At 63.0% G+C, this 4,244-nt stretch carries 4 protein-coding genes and 1 pseudogene; 2 read left to right on the forward strand and 3 right to left on the reverse strand.

The window, feature by feature from the left end; translation table 11 throughout:
* Positions 1-96: 96 nt before the first annotated feature.
* Together HKL97_RS06550 and HKL97_RS06555 are read right to left on the reverse strand one after the other, a co-directional pair.
* Positions 97-774: a hypothetical protein gene (locus HKL97_RS06550; protein ID WP_291423630.1), complete on the reverse strand. Its 678-nt coding sequence runs from the start codon at positions 772-774 to the stop codon at positions 97-99.
* 158 nt (positions 775-932) lie between these two features.
* Complete coding sequence (locus HKL97_RS06555; protein ID WP_291423632.1) at positions 933-1,562, reverse strand: TetR/AcrR family transcriptional regulator; 630 nt, start codon at positions 1,560-1,562, stop codon at positions 933-935.
* A gap of 125 nt (positions 1,563-1,687) precedes the next feature.
* Between HKL97_RS06555 and HKL97_RS06560 the strand changes: the two genes are divergently transcribed.
* Both HKL97_RS06560 and HKL97_RS06565 read left to right on the forward strand, forming a co-directional pair.
* The gene (locus tag HKL97_RS06560; protein ID WP_291423634.1) at positions 1,688-2,029 is read left to right on the forward strand and encodes a hypothetical protein; all 342 of its coding nucleotides are present in this window, start codon (positions 1,688-1,690) and stop codon (positions 2,027-2,029) included.
* A gap of 8 nt (positions 2,030-2,037) precedes the next feature.
* Positions 2,038-3,660 (forward strand): AMP-binding protein, encoded by a 1,623-nt coding sequence (locus HKL97_RS06565; RefSeq protein WP_291423636.1) that lies wholly within the window; start codon positions 2,038-2,040, stop codon positions 3,658-3,660.
* A 92-nt stretch (positions 3,661-3,752) separates the two neighbouring features.
* Here the strand turns inward: HKL97_RS06565 and clpA are convergent.
* A pseudogene (gene clpA / locus HKL97_RS06570) lies at positions 3,753-4,244 on the reverse strand (ATP-dependent Clp protease ATP-binding subunit ClpA); the annotation flags it as partial.

The following is a 4,244-nucleotide window of genomic DNA, read 5'->3' on the forward strand; positions in this document are numbered from 1 at the left end:
AATATCTTCCCGCGCGGGACACGCGCGCTTTGTTTTCAGTGGCCTGCTTGTCCCTTCCGTCCGCGGCGAGATGCAGCGGACTTCAGGGGCAGGACACTACGTGCTGTTCGCGCAATCGGCTATTACATCGGCCAGTTGCGAAAGGGTGGATCCCTTGTTTGGCGCGTAGGCGCCGTTGAAGATAGCGGAACCGATGGTGAAGGCATCTGCGCCGCGAGCGGAAATCGCCGCGATGCGCGCCGCGGAATCGATATTGCCGGCGACGATCAGCCGCCCGCCGGAGAGCCCGCGGCGGGCCGCTTCAACCAGGCGCAGCGGTTCATCCTGCGTTGCCCGGTAGGCCAGGAGATCAGCCCCGGCGCAACCTTTTTGCATAAACATGCGGCACTGCGCCTCCACCTGCGCGGCGCTGCCGCCCAGCCGCGTGGGGTGGCCATGCGGCGTGCCGGGGAAGGGATAATAGCGGATCGGCGTGCCCCGGATAATCTCCAGCGTTGCGTCAACCTCCGTGCCGCCCAGCAGGTGGCCAGCGCCCAATGTTACCGCCATGCGCGCGGCTTTGAGGCAGTCGCCCGCGGTGGTGCTGACCACCTCCATGTAGCTGCGGGCGCCCATGGCATGAATTTTCGTAGTCAGGGACCGCAATGTGTCGAAATCGACGCCGACATCCTTGAAGCCCACATGCCGCAGTTTTAGCGGGCTGATGAGGTCGCAAATCTCCAGGCAATCCGTTACGGTTTGATCGTTACGGGTTAACATGAAGATAAAATCCATCGGCGGATCTCCTTTGCCGGCCCTGTAGGGCTTGCTATGCGGAAACTTACACATGTTATGTTGCAAACATAGCATTTTCTGGCCTGAATTTGGCGGTTGCGGCGCGTGGAAACTTGCGGCCCTGTTGTTGCCGGTGGCGGGCAGATGAGGCCCGCGAGTCAGGATGCGTTGGCGGCAAGCCCCGGAGTGGATGAGGCGTGGAAGATTTTCATGAGCTCATGGGCGATTTCGGCGGGGGCATATTTGCCCGGCCGGTACCAGTTGCACAGATTGTTGAGCAGGGTGAGCAGGCTGATCCGGTAGATTTTCCGGTCAATCTCTGGCGCCAGGGGGAGGGTGGTTACCAGCCGGTCAAAAATTGCCTCGAACTGGTCGCGCGTTTCGATCAATTGGGCGCGCAGCTCCGGCGGCAGGAGCCGGAAATCATTCATCAGCGGCATGGTGATCGAGGCCGGGTCCAGTTGCAGCTCGGCCAGGGTGACGCAGGCGGCCTCCAGCCGCTCCCATGGCGAGGATTGCCCGGCGATGGCCGCCTCGATTTTGCTGGCCGCGCTTTGCAGGGCGCTGTTGTGGATTTTAACGAACAACGCCTCCTTGGATTTGATGTAGTGATAGAGCGAGCCGCCAAGCAGCCCGACGCGCGCGCCGATGTCGCGCACCGCGGTGGCGTGGTAGCCGCGTTCGGCGAACAGCGCGGCGGCGGTGTTGAGTATCTCCAGGTGGCGCGCGCCGGAGTCAGCCGTGGCGCTGGTTTCGCGAGGTTTTGGTTTTTGCAGGCGTTGCTTCATCGCCTTGTTTTAATTCAGGGGGGCAGCGGCGCAAAGAGCTTTCGCTTGACTGTAACGACCGTTTGGTACTAATCCGCTCCGGACCGCGGCATGAAGACGCGCGGCAGCCATAATCAGGTTCATGAATGAGGTGCCGCCGTGGATTATACTCCCCCCCGCTTGACGACCTTCGGTTTCTCCTGAGCAGCGCATTCAACCTGGATGAACTCAGCGCGCTGTTTGCGGAGCAGGGGTTCGGCGTTGATCTCGCGCTCACCTTGCTTGAGGAGGCCGGGCGGTTCTGCACCGGCGTGCTGGCGCCGCTGAACCTGCCGGGGGATGCGGCGGGATGCCGGTTGGAGGGGGGAAATGTGCTCACCGCGCCGGGCTTTGCCCAGGCTTATGCCGCCTTTGCCGAGGGCGGGTGGTGCGGGCTTTCAGCGCCGCCGCCCGGGCCGGTGAAACAAGGGATGAGGACGCCAGAATGAGCGAGCCAATGACTGCGATTTTTGAGACAGGTTTGGAGCGGAACCCGGCGAATTATGTGCCGCTCTCGCCGCTAAGTTTTCTTCGCCGGGCGGAGCGCGTCTTCCCCGGCAAATGTGCGCTCACGCACCATGACCGCAGCTATACCTACGCGCAATTCGCCACGCGCATCCGCAAGGTTGCCAGTGCCATAAAAGCCGCGGGTGTGCAGCCTGGAGACTGTGTGGCCGTGCTGGCGCCCAATGGCCCCGCGGCGCTGGAGGCGCATTATGCGGTGCCGCTCGCGGGGGCGGTGCTGTGCATGGTCAATACGCTGCTGGATGCGGCCGCTATTGCTTTTATCCTGGAACACGCGGCGGCAAAATTGTTTTTGGTGGACCGCGAATGGGCACCCAAGGCGCGCGCCGCGCTGGATCTGCTGGGCCGTGAGGTGGCGCTGGTGGAGATTGCGGACGAAGCGGCCCCCGCCGGGTTAACGCTGGGCGCGCCGGAATACGAGGACTGGATGGCCCTGCACGAGCCGGCCGCCTGGAGCGGACCCGAGGACGAGTGGAAGGCGATTGCGGTCAACTACACATCAGGCACAACGGGCAACCCGAAAGGCGTGGTGTACTCGCATCGCGGCGCGTATCTGGGGGCGCTCGGCGTGGCGCTGACCATTGGGCTGACGCCGCAGAGCCGGTATCTGTGGACGCTGCCGATGTTCCATTGCTCAGGCTGGACGTTTACCTGGGCCGTGACCGCGCTGGGCGCCACGCATGTATGCCTGCGCAAGGTGGAGGCCGGCGCGATTTTCGAACATATCGAGCGGCATGGGGTGACGCATATGTGCGGCGCGCCGATTGTACTGGGCATGCTCATCAACGCGCCCGCCGGGCTGCGTAAACCCCTGGCGCGCGAGGTTCTGCTCGCCACCGCGGGCGCCGCGCCGCCGAGCGCGATCATCGAGGGGACGGAGCGCCTGGGCTTTCGGGTGCAGCATGTTTACGGGCTGACCGAGGTTTATGGTCCCTCCGCCACATGCGAAATTCAACCAGGCTGGCCGGCGCTGGATGTTGCCGCGCGGGCCAGGCTGATGGCGCGCCAGGGAGTGCCGGGGATCACGCAGGAGGATCTCAGCATTCTCGACCCGCAGGGAGAGCCTGTGCCAGCCGATGGCCGCACCCTGGGCGAGCTTGCGTTCCGGGGTAATGTGGTGATGAAGGGATATTTCAAAAATACCAAGGCCACGCAAGAGGTTTTTCGTAATGGCTGGTTCCTGACTGGCGACCTGGGCGTGCTGCACCCAGATGGGTATGTCGAGATAAAGGATCGCTCGAAGGATATTATCATCTCCGGCGGGGAGAACATCTCATCATTGGAGGTGGAAGACGTGCTCTACCGGCATCCGGCTGTGCGGGAAGCCGCTGTGGTGGCGGCGCCCGACGAAAAATGGGGCGAGGTGCCGATGGCGGTGGTCACACTTAAGGACGGTGCCAGCGTGACGCCCGAAGAGTTGAGCGCCTATTGCCGCGAGCATCTGGCCGGGTTCAAAATTCCAAAGAAATATGTGTTCGCCGAGTTGCCCAAGACATCAACCGGGAAAATCCAGAAACATATTCTGCGTAAGTTGGCGCCGCCACATCGTGCCTGAGGCGCTGTTTGAATGGGGGAGGGGCGTGTTTTAGAGCCGGTTTCAGACATGAGATGGAATCGCGTGGCGATTCCATCTCATGTCATCCAGCTCTAATGCACTTCCTCGGGCTGCTTTTCGCCCGCCGGATCGTCGCCATCGGCTTCCGGCTTGGGCAGGGCGGGCAGGGCGGCTTCCGCCACGTCGAAGGCCAGCTTCCCGTCCTTCAGCGTCACCTTCACAGCACCCCCCTTCACCAGCTTGCCGAACAGCAGCTCCTCGGCCAGCGGCTTCTTGATCAGCTCCTGGATAACGCGGGCCAGCGGCCTTGCGCCATACAGCGGCTCGTAGCCCCGCTCGGCCAAAAACTCCTTGGCGGCCGAGGACAGCTCGATGGTCACATTGCGGTCCGCCAGCTGCGCTTCCAGCTGCATCACGAACTTCTCCACCACGCGGCCGACGATTTCTGGCGTCAGCGGCGCGAAGGGGATCACCGCATCCAGCCGGTTGCGGAATTCCGGGGTGAACATGCGCTTGATCGCATCCTCATCCTCGCCCTGGCGCACGGCGCGGCCAAAGCCGATGCCGGCCTTCGCCATATCCGC

This window comes from Acidocella sp., assembly GCF_013044125.1.
In the GTDB taxonomy this organism is placed as follows: domain Bacteria; phylum Pseudomonadota; class Alphaproteobacteria; order Acetobacterales; family Acetobacteraceae; genus Acidocella.

Excerpts from the sequence above, each read along its gene's own strand:
- HKL97_RS06565 (WP_291423636.1), top strand. The coding sequence starts at position 2,038 with ATGACTGCGATTTTTGAGACAGGTTTGGAGCGGAACCCGGCGAATTAT.
- HKL97_RS06555 (WP_291423632.1), bottom strand. The coding sequence starts at position 1,562 with ATGAAGCAACGCCTGCAAAAACCAAAACCTCGCGAAACCAGCGCCACG.
- HKL97_RS06550 (WP_291423630.1), bottom strand. The coding sequence starts at position 774 with ATGGATTTTATCTTCATGTTAACCCGTAACGATCAAACCGTAACGGAT.
- HKL97_RS06560 (WP_291423634.1), top strand. The coding sequence starts at position 1,688 with ATGAGGTGCCGCCGTGGATTATACTCCCCCCCGCTTGACGACCTTCGG.